A 4,299-nucleotide genomic window follows, 5' to 3' on the forward strand; every position below is an offset into this window, starting at 1 on the left:
GAATAACCATTCTCTGCAATCAAAGCCTTGTCTAAAAGCCTTTAAATTCTCACTGAGTGAGCAATAATTTAATGTGACTGGTATAACAAAGGCTAGAAATGCAAAAGGAGCCAATTGGCTCCTTTAAAAAGTGGTGATACTAAATCGCCTTTGCGGCAAAAGGTTAGCCTTGGCTGGCTAGATATTCGTCATAGCCGCCGGCAAAGTCCACATAATGATCGCCCTTAAGTTCAATCACGCGAGTGGCTACGGAAGAGACAAATTCACGGTCATGACTGACGAAAATTAATGTGCCTTCGTATTTTTCTAAGGCAATATTTAACGATTCAATGGATTCCATATCCATATGGTTGGTCGGCTCATCCAAAACCAAAATGTTGGGCTTTTGCATCATCATTTTACCAAACAACATGCGGCCTTGCTCACCACCAGACAGGACTTTTACCGACTTTTTGATATCGTCCTGAGAAAACAACAAACGTCCTAAAAATCCTCGCACGATCTGTTCATCATCACCCGGATTTTTCCATTGACTCATCCAGTCGAACAAGGTCATATCCTGTTCAAAATCGTCCGCATGATCCTGTGCGTAATAGGCGATATTAGCGTTCTCTGACCATTTCACTTCACCACTATCGGGCTGAATTTCATTCATCAAGGTACGCAAAAATGTGGTTTTACCGATACCATTTTCACCAATAACTGCAATTTTTTCGCCAACTTCGGCCATTAAATTAATGTCTTTGAGGATAGTGTTGTCATCAAAGGATTTACCTAGTGCCTCGATTTCGATGGCATTGCGAAACAGTTTCTTTTCCTGATCAAAGCGTATGAAGGGGTTAACCCGACTGGATGCTTTAACTTCATCAAGCTGAATTTTATCAATTTGTTTGGCACGAGACGTAGCTTGTTTGGCTTTTGATGCGTTCGCGGAAAAGCGTCGGACGAAATCCTGAAGCTCGGAAATCTGTGCTTTCTTCTTCGCATTATCCGCCATTAAACGGGCACGTGCCTGTGTGGCAGCCAACATGTATTCGTCATAATTGCCGGCATACACGTTCAGTTCACCATAATCGAGATCGGCCATGTGGGTACAGACACTGTTTAAAAAGTGACGGTCATGGGAAATGATGATCATGGTTGAATTACGTTCATTAAGAATTTCTTCAAGCCATTGAATGGTATGGATGTCCAGGTTGTTGGTGGGCTCATCGAGTAACAGAATATCTGGGTCAGAAAACAGAGCCTGTGCCAACAGCACCCGAAGTTTCCAACCAGGCGCAATCTCGCTCATCGGGCCAAAATGTTGTTCGACACCAATACCAACACCCATCAAGAGTTCACCGGCTCGACTTTCTGCGGTGTACCCGTCCATTTCCGCAAATTGAGTTTCAAGATCGGCGACTTTCATGCCATCTTCTTCGCTCATTTCTGGCAGCGAGTAAATTCTATCTCGTTCTTCTTTAATGGCCCATAGCTCGGTATGACCCATGATCACCGTATCAACCACGGAATATTCTTCAAAGGCAAATTGATCCTGACGAAGTTTACCCACCCGCTCATTGATATCAACGGAGACATTACCTGCACTTGGCTCTAAATCGCCACCCAGAATTTTCATAAAGGTGGACTTGCCGCAACCGTTGGCTCCGATAAGGCCATAACGGTTTCCGCCACCAAATTTAACTGAGATATTTTCAAAAAGAGGTTTAGCACCAAATTGCATGGTGATATTCGCTGTGGTGATCAATGAATTAATCCTGACTACTGGGTTTGTAAAAGTGGCGGCATTATAAAGCAATGCCGCGCAGATATAAACGGTATTAAATCATCAACAGCCAATTACAAAGGCGCAGGTTTCATGGTTTTGATTTCAATCGTATTCCCAAGCGGATCTTTGATATAAACGGACTCACCAAAACCTTGTGCACCATAGTTGTCATGGATATCGGAACATTCTATGCCATGGTCAGCAAACCATTCCAATAGTTGAGCATCAATGGTTTCGTTAACCGTAAGACAAAAATGATCGACGTTGGGTTTTGAACGATCGATATCTTTCGCGGCTTGAATGTGTTCGGCTTGGTTGGGGCCTGTTAACAGATCGATGATGGAAAAGCCTGCTCGAAGTTGGGTTAAATGGAACTCTGGTTCCTGGCGTTCAACCACACATCCAAGTACCTGACAGTAAAAATTCAACATTTCCTGCGGTGATTGCTGGGCATTGAGGACAATATGGTCAATATGTTGTGGTGTCAGCATATTATTATTCCTTTATCATAGTGGAGCCGCTTTTGGGTGTCTTGAATTTCCAGGCTCCTGATTTTATCTATTTGATCTTCAATAAAAATATAAATTTCGGGAGTTCAAGTATAGGTGACGATTTACATAATTCCATTTACCGGTAGTAGCGATTGATGACGCCAACAGGGTGCACCCATCGCTTTCGTCATTAACACCAAGCTGCCGATACAAAGAACATCGACGAATAGTGATTGGTATGACAATGGCCACCGTTAATTTTTAGTCGTGGCTGATATTAATTATAGCTTGGCGAATACAAATGAGAGTTTTACAATACCTATACCACTGAACCAATTGAGATAGGGACAAACAACTCAATGTTATTTAAAACGAATTATCGAATTGCGCTGGTTTTATTGCTGGCAGCTATTATCGCGGCCTGTAGCACTTCACCAACCGGACGCCGACAGCTATTGATGCATTCTCCCGATGAACTCAATCAAATGGGGGCACAATCATTTGATGAGATGAAACAACAGCAAACTATTTCCAAAGATCCTGCGGTTAATCAATTTGTACAGTGCGTTGCTGATGCCATTACGATCAATGTTGATTCCAGTGTTCATCAAGGCAGTTGGGAAGTTGTGGTCTTTGATTCTGAAATGGTGAATGCATTTGCGTTACCTGGTGGGAAAATTGGCGTGTATACCGGTATTTTGGAAGTTACGGATAATCAAGGGCAATTGGCAGCAATTATTGGTCACGAAGTTGGCCATGTTATCGCCCAGCACTCGAATGAAAGATTGAGCTCTGACCAAATTAGTAAAATTGGTCTTGCGGTTGCCGGTACGACACTGGCGCTAAGTGATGTGGATAATAAAGCGTTGATTATGGCTGGCATGGGAATTGGTGTTCAATACGGAGTATTGATGCCGTATGGTCGCACCCATGAAACCGAAGCCGATATTATTGGTCAGGATTTGATGGCGAAATCGGGTTTTGATCCCAAAGAGTCGGTGGCTCTGTGGCGTAATATGGCAAAAGCCGGCGGCGGTGAACCACCAGAATGGTTATCAACGCATCCTTCAAATCAAACCCGAATCAATAACCTTAGCGAGCACTTGGCGAAATCTGAACCTATCTATGCTGCAGCAGGCGCCAGACCGCAATGTGTTAAACCTAACATTCCTACTCCGAAAAAATCTAAGTAAACTTAACTGTCTATTTATTAGGCCTTTTACCCCAATTATTGTGGTAAAAGGTCTGTAGACTTGAGTCGGGATATGCTAAGCTTGCCGGCGAATTTTTTATAGAAGAAGCTATCATGTCAGAAAACAAATTTGAGTCTATCGAACAACGTGTTAGTTACGGTGTTGGTCGTCAATTAGGTGATCAATTACGTAATAACCCTTTTAAAGAATTTGACGTAGCAGCAGTACAAGCTGGTATTGCTGATGCATTGTCTGGTGCTGCTAGCGCAGTAAGCCAGGAAGATTTGCAAGAAGCGTTCACGGTTGTTTCTCAGAAACTTCAGGAACAAGAAGCTGCTGCAGCCAAAGAAGCCTCTGCTGCTGGCGAAGCATTCCTTGCTGAAAACGCTAAGCGCGAAGAAGTTACTGTCACGGAATCAGGTCTTCAGTATGAAATCCTGGTCGAAGGTAATGGTGACAAGCCGTCTGCAGATAGCACGGTTCGTACGCATTATCACGGTACATTCCCTGATGGCAAAGTATTCGACAGTTCCTATGATCGCGGTCAACCTGCTGAATTCCCGGTAAACGGTGTAATTGCTGGTTGGACTGAAGCACTACAAATGATGCCTGTTGGCTCTAAGTGGCGCCTTCACGTACCTTACAACTTAGCTTATGGTGAGCGTGGTTCTCAAGGTGCAATCCCTCCATATGCGACCTTAGTGTTCGATGTGGAACTGCTAGACATTCTTTAGTCTTTGAAAAGCCGGGTTTTCCCGGCTTTTTGCTATTACAGGGATGTAAGTATGCCCGGATGTTTTATCGCAGGTGCCTGCAGGGATGTAGGTATATCGATTATGTCAGG

General features: G+C 43.6%; 4 protein-coding genes. 2 read left to right on the plus strand and 2 right to left on the minus strand.

Features of this window, described 5'->3' with window-relative positions; genetic code table 11:
* Positions 1-163: 163 nt before the first annotated feature.
* Together ACHUFQ_RS12220 and ACHUFQ_RS12225 are read right to left on the minus strand one after the other, a co-directional pair.
* The gene (locus ACHUFQ_RS12220; RefSeq protein ID WP_394175940.1) at positions 164-1,750 is read right to left on the minus strand and encodes an ABC-F family ATPase; all 1,587 of its coding nucleotides are present in this window, start codon (positions 1,748-1,750) and stop codon (positions 164-166) included.
* Positions 1,751-1,842: 92 nt separating this feature from the next.
* A complete protein-coding gene (locus ACHUFQ_RS12225) occupies positions 1,843-2,262 on the minus strand; it encodes a VOC family protein (RefSeq protein WP_394175942.1) in 420 nt (139 codons plus the stop codon).
* Between the two features lie 359 nt (positions 2,263-2,621).
* On the opposite strand from ACHUFQ_RS12225, the gene ACHUFQ_RS12230 reads away from it, so the two are divergent.
* Both ACHUFQ_RS12230 and ACHUFQ_RS12235 read left to right on the plus strand, forming a co-directional pair.
* Complete coding sequence (locus ACHUFQ_RS12230; RefSeq protein WP_394175944.1) at positions 2,622-3,455, plus strand: M48 family metallopeptidase; 834 nt, start codon at positions 2,622-2,624, stop codon at positions 3,453-3,455.
* 113 nt (positions 3,456-3,568) lie between these two features.
* The gene (locus tag ACHUFQ_RS12235) at positions 3,569-4,189 is read left to right on the plus strand and encodes an FKBP-type peptidyl-prolyl cis-trans isomerase (protein ID WP_394175946.1); all 621 of its coding nucleotides are present in this window, start codon (positions 3,569-3,571) and stop codon (positions 4,187-4,189) included.
* The last annotated feature ends 110 nt before the right edge of the window (positions 4,190-4,299 follow it).

The sequence above is a fragment of the Thalassotalea litorea genome (assembly GCF_043642205.1).
In the GTDB taxonomy this organism is placed as follows: Bacteria; Pseudomonadota; Gammaproteobacteria; order Enterobacterales; family Alteromonadaceae; genus Thalassotalea_A; species Thalassotalea_A litorea.

Bases quoted from the DNA above. Each gene is read 5' to 3' on its own strand.
- ACHUFQ_RS12225 (WP_394175942.1), bottom strand. From the start codon at position 2,262: ATGCTGACACCACAACATATTGACCATATTGTCCTCAATGCCCAGCAA.
- ACHUFQ_RS12230 (WP_394175944.1), top strand. From the start codon at position 2,622: ATGTTATTTAAAACGAATTATCGAATTGCGCTGGTTTTATTGCTGGCA.
- ACHUFQ_RS12235 (WP_394175946.1), top strand. From the start codon at position 3,569: ATGTCAGAAAACAAATTTGAGTCTATCGAACAACGTGTTAGTTACGGT.